A 15,454-nucleotide genomic window follows, 5' to 3' on the forward strand; every position below is an offset into this window, starting at 1 on the left:
CGCAGCTTTGTTGCGTTTATACTCAAGCGCTGAACACCCTCTTTTTCGATCCGCACGTCCCCATAAGGAACCCACCACGCATGCCCCATGACATCAGTCTGATCACCACCATCGCCGCCGCCCTCGGGTTCGGCCTCATCTTCGGCTTCATCGCCGCGCGCCTGAAACTGCCGGCCCTGGTCGGCTATCTGGCCGCCGGCATCATCATCGGACCGGCCACGCCCGGTTTTGTGGCGGATGCGGAAATAGCCGGCCAATTGGCGGAAATCGGGGTGATGCTGATGATGTTTGGTGTCGGCCTGCACTTTTCCATCGAAGACTTATGGGATGTGCGCAAGATCGCGCTGCCTGGCGCCATCCTGCAGATCGGCGTCGCCACGGCGATGGGCATGGGCCTGGCACACTGGTGGGGCTGGACCCTCGGTGGCGGACTGATCTTTGGCCTGGCCCTGTCCGTGGCCAGTACCGTGGTGCTGCTGCGCGCGCTGGAAGAACGGGGCATCCTCGACTCGCTCAACGGGCGCATCGCCGTCGGCTGGCTGGTGGTGGAAGACCTCGTCACCGTGCTGGTGCTCGTGCTGCTGCCGGCGTTCGCCGGTGTGCTGGGCGGCAAGGTCGCGCCGGATGCCGAGGCCGTCAGCCTGTGGCAAACCCTGGCCATTACCCTGGGCCAAGTGGCCGGCTTCATCGTCTTCATGCTGGTCGTGGGCCGCAAGCTGTTCCCGTGGATCCTGTGGCAAGTGGCGCGCACCGGTTCGCGCGAACTGTTCACCCTGTGCGTGATCGCCGCCGCCGTCGGCATCGCCTACGCTTCGACCAAACTGTTCGGCGTGTCGTTTGCGCTGGGCGCCTTCTTCGCCGGCATGGTGTTGCGCGAATCCGAACTCAGTCACCGCGCCGCGGAAGAGTCCCTGCCCCTGCGCGACGCGTTTGCCGTGCTGTTCTTCGTTTCCGTCGGCATGCTGTTCGAGCCGAATATCCTCATCGACAAGCCCCTGCAAGTGCTGGCCGTGTGCGCCATCATTATCTTCGGCAAGTCGATCGCCGCCTTTTTGCTGGTGATGGCGCTGCGCTATCCGCCGAAAACGGCCATCATCGTCTCGGCCAGCCTGGCGCAGATCGGAGAATTCTCGTTCATCCTGGCCGCCCTGGGCCTGTCGCTGGGCCTGATGCCGCAGGAAGGGCAAAGCCTGATCCTGGCCGGCGCCATCCTGTCGATTGCCCTCAATCCGCTCGTGTTCAGCATGGCCAAGCCGCTGCTGCGTGTGATGAGCAACAGCGATTTTGCGCGCAAGTTCGAGCGCACCACCGACCCGCTGGCCGAGCTGCCGATGACGGTGCCGCAGGAAAAACTGTCGGGGCAGATCGTCCTGGTCGGCTATGGCCGTGTGGGCCGGCGCATCGCCGCCGCCCTGACGGAACGGGGCATCCACTTTGTCGTGGCCGAGGAAAACCGCGAAATCGTCGACCAGCTGCGCAAGCAGGGCATCCCCGCCGTGGCCGGCAATGCGGGCGAACCGGCCGTGCTGATCCAGGCGCACATCACGCACGCCACCATGCTCGTCATCGCCACGCCGGACACCTTCCACGTGCGCGCCATGATCGAAACGGCGCGCGCGCTGAACCCCACCATCCTGACGGTGGTGCGCACGCACAGCGAGGAAGAGGCGGAATTGCTGCGCGCGGAAAACGCGGGGAAAGTGTTCATTGGCGAGCACGAGCTGGCGAATGGCATGGCCGAGCACGTGCTGCAGAGTTTTGATACGGCGAAGAAGGGGCATGGCGCTCACTAAGCCAGCACCCTTTTCCGTTCAGCAAGCCTGCCCGCTTCGCAGCCGGCAGGCTTTCTTTTTACAGGCTGGCGGCCAGTTCCGCCCCTTCGCGTATGGCCCGCTTGGCATCGAGTTCCGCCGCCAGCGCGGCGCCGCCGATTTTATGGAAGCGCGGGCCGCCAGTGGCCAGCGGCTTGCCATCCTTGTCGGCTGGCGGCATGAGTTCCGTCAAACTGTCCTGGCCCGCGCAGATGACCACGTTGTCCACCGCCAGCAGGCGCTGCTCGCCGCCCACGGTGATGTGCAAGCCCTGCTCGTCGATCCTGTCGTACGTCACGCCGGCCAGCATGGCCACGCCATTGCGCGCCAGCGCCGCCCGATGCACCCAGCCCGAGGTCTTGCCCAGTCCCGCGCCCACTTTCGAGGTCTTGCGCTGCAACAGGAAGATTTGCCGCACGGGATGGGGCGCCACGGGCGGCACCAGGCCGCCACCCGTCGCCGCGTCCAGGTCCACACCCCACTCGCCCGCCCAGGTCGCCACGGGCTGGGGCAGCGGGTGCGCCGGGTCGTGCAGCAAGTATTCACCCACGTCGAAACCGATGCCGCCCGCGCCAATGATGGCCACGCGCGCGCCGACGGGCTTCTTGGCTTGCAGCACGTCCAGATACGACAGCACTTTCGGATGGTCGATGCCGGGAATGGCCGGCAGGCGCACCTTGATGCCGGTGGCGACGATGACGTCGTCATAGCCGCCGGCCAGCAATTGCTCGCGCGTCACGCGCTGGCCCAGGCGCAGCTTGACTTCCAGCAGCGCCAGCCGGCGGGCAAAGTAGCGTATGGTTTCCGTAAATTCTTCCTTGCCGGGAATTTGCATCGCCACCTTGAACTGGCCGCCGACGCTGTCGCTACTGTCGAACAGGGTCACCTCGTGCCCGCATTCGGCGGCTACGCAGGCGGCGGACAGGCCGGCCGGCCCGGCGCCGACGACGGCCACCCGGCGCGGCACGGCCTTTTTCGCGTACACGAGTTCCGTTTCATGGCAGGCGCGCGGGTTGACGAGGCAACTGGCGCGCTTGTTGGCGAACGTATGATCGAGACACGCCTGGTTGCAGCCGATGCAGGTGTTGATCTCGTCCGCGCGGCCTGATGCGGCCTTGGCGACAAAGAAGGGGTCGGCCAGGAAGGGGCGCGCCATCGACACCAGGTCGCAATCACCCCGCTCCAGGATGGCGTTGGCTTCGTGCGGCATATTGATGCGGTTCGACGCCACCACGGGTATCGTCACTTCGCGGCGCAGCCGGCCCGCCACGGAAGCGAAGGCGGCGCGCGGCACGGACGTGACGATGGTGGGGACCCTAGCCTCATGCCAGCCGAAGCCCGTATTGAGAATGGTCACGCCCGCGAGCTCCAGGGCCTTGGCCACCGTCACCACGTCTTCCCAGGTATTGCCGCCCTCGACCAGGTCGAGCAGGGAATGGCGGTACATGATGATGAAGTTGGGGCCGACGGCGGCGCGGATGCGGCGCACGATTTCCACGGGCAGGCGCATGCGGTTCTCGATGCTGCCGCCCCAGCGATCCTGGCGCAGGTTGGTGCGCGCGCACAAAAACTGGTTCAACAGGTAGCCTTCGCTGCCCATCACTTCGATGCCGTCGTAGCCCGCCTTTTGCGCCAGGCGCGCGCAGCGCACGTAGTCGCAGATGGTGCGCTCGATGCCCCGTTCGCTCAAGGGACGGGGGCGGAAGGGAGAGATCGGCGATTTCCTGGCCGATGCCGAGACGACGAACGGTTGATAACCATAGCGGCCCGCGTGCAGGATCTGCATGACGATCTTGCCGCCCTCCTCGTGCACGGCACGCGTCACCTTGCGGTGATTCGGCACATCGCCAAGGAAATTCAAGGTCCCGCCGAACGGCAGCAGCCAGCCCTGGCGGTTCGGCGAGATGCCGCCCGTGACGATCAGCCCCACGCCACCGCGCGCCCGCTCGCGGTAAAACGCGGCCAGCTTGCCATAATGATAAAACCGGTCTTCCAGGCCCGTGTGCATGGACCCCATGATGACTCGGTTGCGCAAGGTGGTAAAACCCAGGTCGAGCGGGGCCAGCAGATGGGGATAGGCAGTCATGGTGATCGGTCCGGTAAGGTGGTTGCAGGCCGTACGGTAGCAAGCATTGCCGATCGCCGCAGCGTATTTCTCTAGACCGGGAGTTCTAAATCGCCCGGCGCGCCCGCCGGCGATGGGTACAGCTTGTGCCGGGCGCAAGTTTCCCGTAGCCTAGGTAACATGACCCGACTCTTCCTCTGCCTGTTGATGCTATGTACCGTTGTCACCCCGGCGGCGGCCCAAGCGCAGATGCAGGCGCCACGTCTGGACAGGCTGAAGGTCGACGTCAAGCGCATTGAGGTTGACGGGAAGCACATGTATGAAGTCGATGCCAGCGGCAGCGTGCAGGCGCCGCTGGCGTCCGTCTGGAAGACCTTGACTACCTACGAGCGCATGAATGAATTCGTGCCCGACCTCAGCTCTTGCCGCGTGCTGTCGCGCAACGGCAATGAAGTCATCATCGAGCAACAGGGCATGGCGCGCTTCCTGTTCATGAACCATGCCATCCACCTTGTGGTGCGGGCCACGGAAACGCCGTTCACGGCCATCGACATCGCCCTCATTTCGGGCGACATGCGGCATTACGAATCGCGCTGGAATTTGTATGCCATCCCCGAGACGGGCGGCACGCGCATCGTCTTCAGCAGCCGGCTGATGCCAGGCTTCTATGTGCCCGGCATGCTGGGCACGACCATGATACGCGGCGATATCGAGCGCATGATGGCGGCCGTGCTGGCCCGCATCGACAACCAGCATGCGGATAAATCCTGATAAATCAGGCTAAATAGGTATCGCGGTCGCGGATTTCAGCAAAGTTTTCCAGGCTGCCCAGTTTCACCGTGACGGGGTTCAGGCTGGCTTGCGGCTGCATCGAGCGCCAGGCGAACAGCCATTCCTGCTCGGGCGCTTCGGCGCGCGTCTTGGTGAAGGCCGCCCCCAGGGCGGCGCGCTGGCCATATTCGACGACGCCATCGATGCCGGCCCAGCTGGGCAAGGTGCGCTGCACGGCGCGGTGCAGGCGTTCGCCGAATTCTTCCGTATTGTGGATGATCAAACAGGCATCGGCAGGGGCGAACAGGTCGAACAGTTGCTTGTCCCACACTTGCGAAAAGCTCAGGGTCAAACAATTGCCCGCCGGCGCCAGGCGGAACTGGCCCAGGCTCAGCGCCAGCTCGAGTTCGCTGCGCTGGCCGTAGCGGTGCAGGGTGGGGGGACGTTTGTAATCGTGCATGCTGGACTCGTTCTTCAATAGTAGGGTAAACCGGCGCGCCGCTTAACGTGGTGGGCGGATATGGCGCCGGATGCGCTGGGCCGTGGCGGCCAGGTAAATTTCGCGCAGTAAATAAATAAAACAGCCGATCAGGCAAATCACGGCCAGCACAAAGAAGGCCGCGATGTATTTGTCCAGGGTCAGGTTCAGGATATCGCCCAAAAACAGCATGGCGATGATGACGCAGACGAAGAAACCGCACGCCGTGCTGAGCGAAATCGAATAGTTGATCAGATGGGTACGCTGATACAGGGTATCGAGCTCATCCATATAGAAATCGTTGTAGCCGATGTCGAGCCGGTCTTCCAGCACGCGCGTGCGGTCGATGATGCGACCCAGGCGGTTGGTCAGCACCACCAGCATGGTGCCGATACCGGTCAACAGGAAAACCGGCGCAATCGCCAGCTGGATGATATGGCCGATGTCGCCGATCTGTATGTTCATGGATAAAAAGTCGTGGGTTCACACCGGCGCCCGACCTTGGCGCCAGCACAGGCCATAGTGTAGCAGGTGGCGCACGCCGGCTGGCCGCTTTGCCAAGCGGCGTGCTTGAACGTCATACGAAGCCGCGCCCCGGCACGAAGCGCTCGGTGGCGCGCACCAGCGCCGAAGCGATGCCGTGCTCGAGCGCGCCATGGCCCGCGTCCGGGATCATTTCCAGCTGCGCGCCGGGCCAGGCCTGCTGCAAACGGTAGGCCGACAGCGGCGGGCAGATGGCGTCGTAGCGCCCTTGCACGATGACGGCCGGCAAATGCGCGATGCGTCCCATGTCGCGGATCAGCTGGTCTTCCTCGAAGAAACCGAGATTGGCCATGTAATGCGATTCGAGCCGGCCCACGCCCAGGTCGAGCGCGTCGTTCGGCGCATCTTCCGGCTGCGGCATCAGGTAGACGCGGCGCCCTTCGAAGCGGCTCCAGGCGCGCGCAGCCGGCCAGTACACGGCGGGGTCGCTGCTGAGGATGCGTTGCACGTAGGCCGCCAGCAGGTCGCCACGTTCCTCTGGCGGAATGGGCGCGGCAAATTCTTCGTACAGTTCCGGATAAAACCAGCGCACGCCCTCGATGAACCAGTCGATCTCCGCCTGCGTGCAGAGGAAAATGCCACGCAGCACGAAACCGAGGCAAGCTTCCGGATGCGCCTGGCCATATGCCAGCGCCAGGGTCGAGCCCCAGGAGCCGCCAAACACCAGCCATTGGGCGATGCCGAACTGGGCGCGCAAGCGTTCGATGTCATCGATCAGCAGCTGCGTCGTGTTGTTGCTCCATTCGCCCAGCGGCGTGGACTTGCCCGCGCCGCGCTGGTCGAACAGGATCACGCGGTAGCGCTGCGGATCGAAGAAGCGGCGGTGCTGCGGCGACAGGCCCGCTCCCGGGCCGCCATGCAGGAACAGCACGGGAATGCCGTCGGGGTTGCCGCACTCTTCCCAATAAATGGTGTGGATGTCATCGACCGCCAGCATGCCGTGCCGGTTCGGCGACAAGGCGGGAAACAGGGGTGTCAGGGAATCTGGCATGGCGGTCCTTAGAATGGCTTCAGGGGCCAGGCACGATTCCTGGCAACTGTTCCAATTATAGTGCGCCCCCGGCGCCTCAGGCCAGCAGCAAGGGAAGGCGGTTCGACGACTTGATTTCGCGCATTGACAGGCTGGACTGGATTTCCGCCACGCCGGGCAGGCGGCGCAGCACGGTCGAGACGAATTCGCCATACGCTTCCAGATCGCGCGCCACCACTTGCAGGAAATAATCGGCTTCGCCCGCCACATTGTGGCACGACAAGATCTCGGGAATCGTCGCGATCGCTTGCTCGAACTGCGATGGCTGCTCGCCGCCATGGTTGGCAAACACCACCCGCACAAACGCCACCAGGCCGATGCCCAGCTTCTTGCGGTTGAGCAAAGCCTGGTAGCCGGTGATAAAACCTTCCTCTTCCAGGCGGCGCAAGCGGCGCCAGACGGGGGTTTCGCTCAGTTTCAAGCGCTCGGCCAGGCGCGCATTCGACAGCCTTCCTTCATCCTGCAACAGCCTGAGTATCTGCAAATCGGTGGCGTCGAGGCTAACTTCTGAAATTTTCATCTATTTTTTGTTTTTATAGGAGTGGAATCTACCCGAATACTAGGGCATGCAGGGCAGGAAAAGCAAGCACATTTCATTGCGGCAAGAACATAATGGGGCCCGGCGAGCAGGCTGCACAGTGCGCATGCTCCCGCTTTCTTTTCGACTGGTCCATGTCCGATTCTACCTTCCTGATGTACCTGCTGGCACTGGCCGGCGCCTTTTTATTACCGGGCCCCGACATGGCGCTGGTGCTGGCGACGGGCGCCGCGCGCGGCGTGGCCACGGCGCTGGTGACGGCGCTGGGCATCGCCGGCGCGCGCGCCGTACACGTGGCGTTGTCGGGCGCGGGCCTGGCGGCGCTGATGGTGACGCATCCACAAGCCTTGCAGTGGGTCAAATGGGCGGGCGCCGCCTACCTGCTTTACCTGGCGCTGCGCCTGCTGCAGTCGGCCCTGTCGAAAAAAACGGCACAGGAAGAAGCTGCCCCCGCCACGGCGCATGGCGCCTGCGCCAGCCTGGTGCGCGGCTTCCTGACGAATCTGCTCAATCCGAAGGCACTGCTGTTTTGCAGCATGTTCCTGCCGCAATTCGTCGTCGGCAGCGAGCATGTCGGCATGCAATACCTGCGCCTGGGCACCGTCCTGGTACTGGTGGGCTTGCTGTTCGACGCCCTGTACGCCGTGCTGGCCGCGCGCCTGGCGCGCCGCCTGCGCGGCAAGCCTTCGCCTTACGGCAAGTTCGTGCTGCCCACCGTGTTCGTCTTGCTGGCCGGGCGGCTGGTGCTGGGCTGATCTGTCAGCGGAAGCGCTGCCCCGCCGGCAAAGAAAGCCGGGTAATCATTCAGCAAGCTACGCTCCAAATCGTTGACCTTGCGAAATTGCCGCAGCGAAGGCGCCATGGCCCGGCCCGCATCCCAGCTGCGCCAGGCGTTCGGCGCATCGAATTGTGCCAGCAAGGCGTCGCCCAGGTCCTGGTACACGGCCGCCATATGCGGTTTTACCTGCAGCACTTGCAGATACAGCGCGGTCGCTTCCGGCCATTGCCCCAGCTTGGCGCGCAAATTCCCCTCGAACAAGGCCAATACGGGCTGATCCAGCCCCATTTGCTTCCTTAACTCCTGCACCGTCACCAGCGCGGCCGCGATGCCTGCCTGGTCCTTGGCCAGCAAGCCCCGCGTCAAGTCGTGGATGGGCTCGCACTCCTGCATGGCCAGCTGCTGCTGGGGCGACAGTTTTTCGACCAGCGCGCCCGTGGAAAAATGGTCTTCCAGCATGCTCAAAAAAGCCTCGAAGGGCTTCTCTGCCGCAAACAGGCGCTCCGCTTCGGCCCGCAGTGCCGGATGCGCCTGGGGTCCCAGCGGCGGCAGCCGCGCCGCCTGTGCCAGCACGCGCTCGAGCGGAGACGCATCGGCCGCCAGCGGGCGGGGCCGGTAGGCGGCCAGGGAATACGTGGCAGGCGCGTCCATAACAAGCCGGTTGATGCGGAAATGGCGCATGACCTTGCCGCCCACTTCCTGGTAGTGCAAGGTGAAGTCGGCGGGAATGCGCTTGCCGCCGGCCAGCATCTTCAGCACCAGCGGGTGGCCACCCCAGGTGTAGCGCAAGTACTGGGCAAACGCCGTGGCCTCGGCGCCGCTGACGGGGCTGCCGGCAATCCCCAGGCGCAGCAGCGGCTGCTCATCGAGCGACCACAGCACGGCGCCGTCGAGCACCTGCGGCACCAGTGCGCCGCGCCGCCTTGCCGCTGGCACGGACAGTGATTGCTCTTCGTAGACGGGCGGCGTGACGTGAGCCTGCAAGCCGCCAGCCTTGAGCGCGCCGGCCATGCCCTTGCGGTGTTCCATCTCGAAACGGCGAAAGCCCGCCACGTCGAACAGCGAATAGGTGTCGTAGGTAGACGCCGCCATATCGATCAGGTGGCGGCGACGCGTGGCAAAATCGAGCACGGACAAGCTTTTGCCATCACGCACGCTCAGGGATTGGGCGCCCAGCACGACATCGCTTTCCTGCGTATCGCGCGCGGGCAGGCTGGTTTTCACGCCAGGCTTGTTGACGCGCTCGGTCGTCACCGTGACGTGGAACGCGACGCTGGCCTGGGCCGCGCTGGCGCCCAGGAAAAGGATGGCGGCCACGCTGGCGCGGCGCAAGACAGGAAAGAGGGGCATGGAGATGATGCAGTGGAGAAATGCTGATTCTAAGGCAAATCCGGCGCTCCCCTTGTTTTGCTGGCAAGCATAAAAAAAGACAGCCGCAGCTGTCTTTCTGTTTTACCTCAACAACGATTACGACATGTGCTGGCCGCCGTTGATCGAGATGTTGGCACCCGTGACGAACGCGGCTTCATCGGAAGCCAGGTAGGCCACCAGGCCGGCCACTTCTTCCGGCTTGCCCAGGCGCGCCATCGGAATTTGCGGGATGATTTTGCTATCGAGCACTTCCTGCGGAATTGCCATGACCATCTTGGTGCCGATGTAGCCTGGCGAGATGGTGTTCACGGTGACGTTCTTGCGCGCCACTTCCAGCGCCAGCGACTTGGTGAAACCATGCATGCCGGCTTTTGCGGCCGAATAGTTGGTCTGGCCGAAAGCGCCCTTCTGGCCGTTCACGGACGAGATATTGATGATGCGGCCCCAGCCGCGTTCCACCATGCCGTCGCAGACGGGCTTGGTCATGTTGAAGACGGAATCGAGGTTGGTGCTCATGACGGCATCCCAGTTCGGCTTGTCCATCTTCTTGAATGTCATGTCGCGCGTGATGCCGGCGTTATTCACCAGCACGTCGACAGGACCGATTTCCGCTTCCACGGCCGCCACGCAGGCAGCTGCCGAATCGTAGTCAGCCACGTCGCACGGATACGCCTTGAAGTCATAGCCCATGTCCTTCGTCGTCGCCAGCCATTCCTCGACCTTCGGATTGCCTGGGGAATATGTGGTCACCACGCGATAGCCGAGCGCCGCCAGCTTGAAACAGACTGCTTCGCCCAGACCACCCATGCCACCAGTTACCAATGCAACTCTTGCCATTTTCATCCCCTCAGTGTCGTTCTGTTGCTAAAAAGTTAATTATTTAAATAAGGCAGCCCAAAACCGCTGCATGACGGCGGCGTACCGCATCGCACCCAAGCGTAGCGAGCGGCGATGATTTGTGGCTAAGAAGCGCAACCGTGCTCTGGCACGGTGAGCATCGCAGGCCGCAAAGCGCGCCGCGCAGTAGCTTGGGTGCGGTGCAAGCTACTTAATCGCGCTCGATCGCCAATGCAACGCCCATGCCGCCGCCGATGCACAGTGCTGCCAAGCCTTTCTTGGCGTCGCGGCGTATCATTTCGTGGATCAGGGTGACCAGGATGCGCGCGCCGGACGCGCCGATCGGGTGGCCGATGGCAATCGCGCCGCCGTTCACGTTGATCTTGCTGGTATCCCAGCCCATTTCCTTGTTGACGGCAATCGCTTGCGCGGCAAACGCTTCGTTGATCTCCATCAGGTCCAGTTCTTCATGCGTCCAGCCGGCTTTTTTCAGGCACAGACGCGATGCGGAGACAGGGCCCATGCCCATGACGGCCGGGTCCAGACCCGACGAAGCGTAAGCTTTGATGCGCGCCAGCGGCTTCAAGCCCAGTTCCTTCGCTTGCGAAGCGGACATCATGATCACGGCGGCGGCGCCATCGTTCAGGCCCGAGGCGTTGCCGGCGGTAACCGTACCGTCCTTGGCAAACGCGGGGCGCAGGCCGGACAGCGATTCCAGGGTCGAGCCAGGCTTGATGTATTCGTCGCTGTCGAAGACCACGGTGCCTTTTTTGTTGGCGATTTCCAGCGGCAGGATTTCATCCTTGAACTTGCCCGCTTTTTGCGCCGCTTCCGCCTTCAGTTGCGACTGCAGCGCGAATTCATCCTGCTCGGCGCGCGTCACTTCGTATTTCTTGGCGACGTTTTCCGCCGTGATGCCCATGTGGTACTGGTTATACACGTCCCACAAGCCGTCGACGATCATGGTGTCGATCATCTTGAAGTCGCCCATGCGGAAACCGTCGCGCGAGCCGTTCATTGCGTGCGGCGAGGCGCTCATGTTTTCCTGGCCACCGGCGATGATGATATTGGCGTCGCCGCACTTGATCGCTTGCGCCGCCAGATGCGTGGCCTTCAGGCCGCTGCCGCATACCTTGTTGATGGTAAATGCCGGGATGGAGCTTGGCAGGCCAGCCTTGATGACGGCCTGGCGCGCGGCGTTCTGGCCGACGGCAGCCGTCAGCACCTGGCCCAGGATCGCTTCGCCGATCAGGTTCGGGTCGATGCCGGTTTGTGCCAGCAAGCCCTTGATTACATGCGCGCCCAGTTCGGACGCAGGAATCTTGGCCAGGCTGCCACCGAATTTGCCGACTGCGGTACGGCCGGCGGCCACGATTACGACATCATCCATTTATTTCTCCGATATGCAGGCCACGAGGGCCAGGGTCAAGGTGTTAATACAATCCAATGTGAATCCGGGAAGACACGGCAAGCTGTGTTTCATTCTAGCGCGGCATGTGCCGCAGTTCCAGCACCGCACCGCAGGCGGCGGCGATGACAGCCTGCTTGCGGTGGCGACGGGCGGCCTGGCGCGGCGGATAGCCGCTGCCGGGCCGTAACACGCTTATGCCTGGCGAGCAGGACGCGTGTTTTTATTTTTATCATACCCTTCATCGGCGACGCCGAAAGTGGTTTTTAGAAAATTATTGAAGGGAATAATCAGGGGCACAGGCGTTTGCTTTACCACTTGCACCAGCTCGCCAAATTTTTGACGCGATGCAGCAAACTCACCCTTTGTCACAGTATCGAATTTCTCCTGCGTTTCTTGAGCAACATCCTTTGCCTGGCGGCCATATGCACCGATGCGTTCGATGGCCAGTTGCGACTGCGTGCGCGACAGTTGCAGCAGCGCTTGCGTATCCTTCACGGACAGCAGTTGATTGCCCGCCACCGTAGCGGCGGCCAGCGCCGTGCGGGCCGCATCGATCTGCAAGTCCAGCACGCTGGCACCGCTTTCAACTGCGGCCTGGACATACGCTTGCGCGCTGTTCAATTGCGCTTCCAGCACGGCCTTGCCGGCCAGTGCCCATTGTTCGGAAAATGAAAACATGTCGTTTCTCTCCAAAGAGTAGACGGCGCCATGTTGCGCCGCACAGTGCTCAACTGTAAGCGATAGTTCATTGCTGAACCTTGATATTTATCAATCTTTCCTATTGGTATGTTTTCAATACAACACTCATCAGGACAATAATTTGATACCGTCGAGCGAGGCCGCGCACTGCTCGCGTATCACGCTGACGAAATCGCGCACATACGCCTTGTCCTGCAGATGCTCGGGCACGGACACGTACAAATCGCTCCACAGGCCGTGCTCACCCACCGGGCGCGCCACCACATAATCGTAATCGACGTAATTCTTGATGGCCCAGTTCGGCAAGGCGGCGATGCCGCGCCGGCTCGCCACCAGCTGCAGCACGGCCACGGTCAGTTCGGCCGTGCGGCGCTCGAAGACGATGCCGGCCGGCCGCAGCACTTCGCGGATCAGGTCGATGCGCTCTTCCGGCACGGGATAGGTGATCAGGGTCTCGCCCGTAAAGTCGGCCGCCGCGAGCCGGCGCTGCGCCTGCAGCCGGTGCTTCTGCGCCATCACCACCAGCATTTCAAAGCGGAACAGGGGAAACACGGTGAAGTCAGGACCATATGGCGAACCGATCACGAGATCCGCCTCGCCCGAGCGCAGCAAGTCCGCCGGCTCGCTGTGAAAGCCCGACACCAGGTCGATCTCCACTTCCGGCCAGCGCTGGCGGAAGGCATCCATCACGGGCATCAGCCAGTCGAAGCAGGTATGGCATTCGAGCGCCACCCGCAACTGCCCCTTGTCGCCCTGCGACAGGCGCGCCACGTCGCGCTCGGCCAGCTCGATCTCGGGCAGCAGCTTGTCGGCCAGCTCCAGTAGCCGGCTGCCCGTGGCCGTAAACGCGATCGGCATCGACTTGCGCTCGAACAAGGGCGCCTTGTAGCGCTCTTCCAGCAAACGGATCTGGTGCGACAGGGCCGACTGGGTCAGGTTGAGCAGCTGCGCGGCGCGCACCAGGCTGCCGGAGGAACGCAGGGCACTCAAGGTGCGCAGGTGACGGATTTCTAGCATCGGGAAAGGAAAGGATGTACGTGAATTATTTTCATGTTATTCGGCAAAATGTTTCGTTTTGATTATAGATCAAGTTGCCGCACACTCTAGCGCATTCACATTAAATCTCGATGACATCATGACCGTGCGCACCCACACCCTTGGCTTTCCCCGTATCGGCCTGGACCGCGAGCTTAAGCATGCGCTGGAACGCCACTGGCGCGGCGAGCTGTCCGAGGCGGCCCTGGAAGAGACGGGCCAGCAACTGCGGGCGCGCCACTGGGCGCTGCAATGCGACGCCGGGCTCGACTACGTTACCGTGGGCGACTTCGCCTTTTACGACCAGGTGGCCAACCATATCCAGCTACTGGGGTGCGAACCGGCGCGTTTCAACTTCGCGCCACAGCAGTCGCCCCTGTCGCGCTATTTCACGATGGCGCGCGGCGCAGACACGCACGCAGCACACGCCGCAGACACTGCCGCGCTGGAAATGAGCAAATGGTTTGACACCAATTACCATTACCTGGTGCCCGAATTGTCGCCGCAGACCCGGTTTTCGCTTGCCTGCGAGCGTCTGCTGGCGGAAGTGGCCGAAGCGCAGGCGCTCGGCCACCAGGTCAAGGCGGCCCTGATCGGCCCCCTCACCTTCCTCTGGCTGGGCAAGGAAAAGACACCGGGCTTCGAGCGCCTGGCCCTGCTGGAACAATTGCTGCCCGTCTATGGCGCCCTGCTCGACCGCCTGAAGCAGCAAGGCGTGACGTGGGTGCAGGTCGACGAACCGATCCTGGGCCTGGACTTGCCTAACGCGTGGCGCAGCGCCTTTGAAAGCACGTATTGGCAGCTGAACCAGGTGGGCGTGAATATCCTGCTGGCCACGTATTTCTCGCCGCTGGAAGAAAACCTCAGCCTGAGCTGCCGCCTGCCCGTGGCCGGCCTGCATGTCGACGGCATCCGCGCGCCACATGAGCTGATCAGCGTGACGGACTGGCTGCCCGCGCATAAAGTCTTGTCGATCGGCATCGTCGACGGCCGCAATATCTGGCGCACCGACCTCGACGCGGCCCTGGCCCTGCTGCAGCCGCTGGCGGCCAAACGCAACGGCCACCTGTGGCTGGCGCCGTCTTGCTCGCTGCTGCACGTGCCGTTCAGCCTGGAAGCGGAAACGGACCTCGATGGGGAAATCAAGACCTGGCTGGCGTTTGCCACGGAGAAACTGTCGGAGATCGCCGTCCTCAAGGGCGCGCTCGAGGGCCATCCCGATGACGCCGCACTGGCCGCATTGGCCATGTCCCGCCTGGCTATTGCCAGCCGCCGTACCAGCCTCCGCGTGCACCGTCCGCAAGTGACGCAGCGCCAGGAAGCGCAGGGCCTGGACGTGCTCGTGCATGGCGAAGCGGAACGCAACGACATGGTCGAATACTTCGGCGAGCAATTGGACGGTTTTATCTTCACGCGCCTGGGCTGGGTGCAATCGTACGGCTCGCGCTGCGTCAAGCCGCCCGTCATCTACGGCGACGTGCAGCGCCCGGCCGCCATGACCGTCGAGTCGTCGGTCCATGCGCAAAGCCCGACGAATGAACCGATGAAGGGCATGCTGACGGGCCCGGTAACGATCTTGCAGTGGTCGTTTGTGCGCGACGACCAGCCGCGCGCCACCACGGCGCTGCAACTGGCCCTGGCCATCCGCGACGAGGTGGCAGACCTGGAAACGGCCGGCATCGGCAGCATCCAGATCGACGAACCGGCCATTCGCGAAGGCCTGCCGCTGCGCCGCGGCCAGTGGGATGCCTACCTGGACTGGGCCACGCGCGCCTTCCGCATCGCCGTGATTCCGCCAGCCCATTTACGGGTCAACCTCGACTGCGGCCTGAAGACGCGGGGCTGGGCGGAAACGGAAGCGGCCTTAAAAAATATGCTCGCGGCGGCTCAGCAGATGCGGGCAGCTTGCTGACATAGGCGTACTCAAGCCGCATTCTCGGCTGCTTTCGGGGCGGCGCAGCGGTTTTCCGGGGCGCCGCCCGTTTTTTTTGACATGAAGTAGGTGTTGCCCTGCGGAATAGCACGCGCCGGGCCCCTGATGCTGATTTTTTTGCAGTAGAATGCAAGAAATTTACTGCTCCCATTGT

The 15,454-nt window shown here is 63.0% G+C and carries 14 protein-coding genes; 4 read left to right on the plus strand and 10 right to left on the minus strand.

The features are described from left to right. Positions 1-80: 80 nt before the first annotated feature. On the plus strand, positions 81-1,793 hold the full coding sequence (locus ACQ4WY_RS15520) for a cation:proton antiporter domain-containing protein (protein WP_436504826.1): 1,713 nt from the start codon (positions 81-83) through the stop codon (positions 1,791-1,793). A 58-nt stretch (positions 1,794-1,851) separates the two neighbouring features. Here ACQ4WY_RS15520 and ACQ4WY_RS15525 read toward each other — a convergent pair whose 3' ends face one another. Further along, on the minus strand, positions 1,852-3,897 hold the full coding sequence (locus ACQ4WY_RS15525; RefSeq protein ID WP_436504827.1) for a 2,4-dienoyl-CoA reductase FMN-binding domain-containing protein: 2,046 nt from the start codon (positions 3,895-3,897) through the stop codon (positions 1,852-1,854). Positions 3,898-4,056: 159 nt separating this feature from the next. Here ACQ4WY_RS15525 and ACQ4WY_RS15530 point away from each other — a divergent pair, with 159 nt between their 5' ends. Continuing rightward, a complete protein-coding gene (locus ACQ4WY_RS15530; protein WP_436504828.1) occupies positions 4,057-4,647 on the plus strand; it encodes an SRPBCC family protein in 591 nt (196 codons plus the stop codon). Between the two features lie 4 nt (positions 4,648-4,651). Here the strand turns inward: ACQ4WY_RS15530 and ACQ4WY_RS15535 are convergent, their stop codons facing one another. The 4 genes from ACQ4WY_RS15535 to ACQ4WY_RS15550 all read right to left on the minus strand — a co-directional run bounded on the left by ACQ4WY_RS15535 (position 4,652) and on the right by ACQ4WY_RS15550 (position 7,218). After that, entirely contained in the window at positions 4,652-5,107 is a 456-nt protein-coding gene (locus ACQ4WY_RS15535) for a hypothetical protein (RefSeq protein ID WP_353659311.1), read from the minus strand. A gap of 42 nt (positions 5,108-5,149) precedes the next feature. Then, positions 5,150-5,590, minus strand: coding sequence for a DUF2721 domain-containing protein (locus tag ACQ4WY_RS15540; protein ID WP_035823621.1), 441 nt, complete (start codon positions 5,588-5,590; stop codon positions 5,150-5,152). A 112-nt stretch (positions 5,591-5,702) separates the two neighbouring features. After that, a complete protein-coding gene (gene pip / locus ACQ4WY_RS15545) occupies positions 5,703-6,659 on the minus strand; it encodes a prolyl aminopeptidase (RefSeq protein WP_436504829.1) in 957 nt (318 codons plus the stop codon). A gap of 76 nt (positions 6,660-6,735) precedes the next feature. After that, a complete protein-coding gene (locus ACQ4WY_RS15550) occupies positions 6,736-7,218 on the minus strand; it encodes an Lrp/AsnC family transcriptional regulator (RefSeq protein WP_034752896.1) in 483 nt (160 codons plus the stop codon). Between the two features lie 152 nt (positions 7,219-7,370). Between ACQ4WY_RS15550 and ACQ4WY_RS15555 the strand changes: the two genes are divergently transcribed. Continuing rightward, complete coding sequence (locus tag ACQ4WY_RS15555) at positions 7,371-7,991, plus strand: LysE family translocator (RefSeq protein ID WP_436504830.1); 621 nt, start codon at positions 7,371-7,373, stop codon at positions 7,989-7,991. Here the strand turns inward: ACQ4WY_RS15555 and ACQ4WY_RS15560 are convergent. The 5 genes from ACQ4WY_RS15560 to ACQ4WY_RS15580 form a co-directional block, all read right to left on the minus strand. Then, positions 7,928-9,364, minus strand: a complete 1,437-nt coding sequence (locus tag ACQ4WY_RS15560) for a tetratricopeptide repeat protein (RefSeq protein ID WP_436504831.1) — start codon at positions 9,362-9,364, stop codon at positions 7,928-7,930. The two genes, ACQ4WY_RS15555 and ACQ4WY_RS15560, sit on opposite strands and share 64 nt — an antisense overlap. 117 nt (positions 9,365-9,481) lie before the next feature. Next, positions 9,482-10,222, minus strand: coding sequence for an acetoacetyl-CoA reductase (phbB, locus tag ACQ4WY_RS15565; protein WP_152251604.1), 741 nt, complete (start codon positions 10,220-10,222; stop codon positions 9,482-9,484). A 211-nt stretch (positions 10,223-10,433) separates the two neighbouring features. After that, positions 10,434-11,612, minus strand: a complete 1,179-nt coding sequence (locus ACQ4WY_RS15570; protein WP_035823614.1) for an acetyl-CoA C-acetyltransferase — start codon at positions 11,610-11,612, stop codon at positions 10,434-10,436. A gap of 213 nt (positions 11,613-11,825) precedes the next feature. Continuing rightward, positions 11,826-12,311 (minus strand): phasin family protein, encoded by a 486-nt coding sequence (locus tag ACQ4WY_RS15575; RefSeq protein WP_436504832.1) that lies wholly within the window; start codon positions 12,309-12,311, stop codon positions 11,826-11,828. A 129-nt stretch (positions 12,312-12,440) separates the two neighbouring features. Beyond that, positions 12,441-13,349, minus strand: coding sequence for a LysR family transcriptional regulator (locus ACQ4WY_RS15580; RefSeq protein ID WP_436504833.1), 909 nt, complete (start codon positions 13,347-13,349; stop codon positions 12,441-12,443). 118 nt (positions 13,350-13,467) lie between these two features. Between ACQ4WY_RS15580 and ACQ4WY_RS15585 the strand changes: the two genes are divergently transcribed. After that, positions 13,468-15,279 (plus strand): 5-methyltetrahydropteroyltriglutamate--homocysteine S-methyltransferase, encoded by a 1,812-nt coding sequence (locus ACQ4WY_RS15585; protein WP_436504834.1) that lies wholly within the window; start codon positions 13,468-13,470, stop codon positions 15,277-15,279. Positions 15,280-15,454: the final 175 nt, after the last annotated feature.

Origin of the sequence: Janthinobacterium salmonicoloratum (assembly GCF_051380845.1) — a bacterium.
Taxonomy (GTDB): Bacteria; Pseudomonadota; Gammaproteobacteria; order Burkholderiales; family Burkholderiaceae_D; genus Janthinobacterium; species Janthinobacterium lividum_F.